Below are 1,117 nucleotides of genomic sequence, written 5' to 3'. Positions count from 1 at the left end.
GCCATTTTTATCGCTATAAACATAGTTAGCTATGGCTTTAGGTCTATCCTCTTCTTCAATAGCAATAAGTTCGTCCGCTTTATTTGGATTTTCTTTAAATTTGCTTCTAAAAACAGCTCTCATCTGCTATTTTGTGCAAATTGTTGGAAAGCCAAAACCAAGCAGCACTCATTATCGCGTACTTTCCATATTCGGCTACTAAAGTTGGATTTTCCACTATATTATCTTCAGTATTAAAGTTTTTATTAATATAGTTATTGAAATTTGAGTAGCCGCTTCTCCCAGTTAAATGAAAAAAGCCCCTGCCTATGAAATTCCAACCATCATCTCCGCCTTGATTGCCATTTTTATCGCTATAAACATAGTTAGCTATGGCTTTAGGTCTATCCTCTTCTTCAATAGCAATAAGTTCGTCCGCTTTATTTGGATTTTCTTTAAATTTGCTTCTAAAAACAGCTCTAAGTCTATCTGCGTTTTTATATAATATATTCTCGCTTAATTGAAGTCTATTTCCTCCAACCTCCTTATAGGCTTGCCCAAAAAAATGTTCCAATCTATTTCTAGTATCAAGCTTATATTTTACATACATTTGAATTCCGTCATCATCATCTTTTCTATTTAGCTCATCCACCATCTCTTGCAAGATATATTCTTGATTTGTTTTTATATTGGTAAATACCTGCTTTAGCATACTTAGCGTAAAAGGATAGTCTTTGATCTCTATTAAAACATTTACTCCCTCATCTCCATCTTTCCACATACCTTTATCTACCCTAGTTAAACTCTTTGATTCATTAAAAGAGTTAATAAATTTATCCATATTCTCTTTACTTAATAAATTTATACCAAGCTTATCATATTTATCTGCATTAGACTGATTATTACTAGAGATCTCTTCTTTTGCATAAATTTGATAGCTCTTATTTGTCTTCTCATCACTTTTTAGCTCTTTGCTTAGCTTATCATCTTCATAGATACTTATCTCATTTGATGAGATATTTTTATTTATATATAAGTAATTATCATTTTTTATTAAAGCATCGTCTTTATTATCACTAAGCTTTAATTTAGCATCAAATGTCTTCTCTTTTATAGCATGCTCAAACTCATATATAAC

The 1,117-nt window shown here is 30.8% G+C and carries 1 protein-coding gene; it reads right to left on the bottom strand.

The window, feature by feature from the left end:
• Positions 1-106: 106 nt before the first annotated feature.
• The coding region (locus tag F3H01_RS09265; RefSeq protein ID WP_410470359.1) for a glycoside hydrolase family 19 protein at positions 107-1,117 on the bottom strand (1,011 nt) is incomplete at its 5' end.

Source organism: Campylobacter concisus, from assembly GCF_902460875.1.
In the GTDB taxonomy this organism is placed as follows: Bacteria; Campylobacterota; Campylobacteria; order Campylobacterales; family Campylobacteraceae; genus Campylobacter_A; species Campylobacter_A concisus_AA.
The sequence above is the reverse complement of the archived record's forward strand: the minus strand, read 5'-3'. Positions and strand labels throughout refer to the sequence as shown.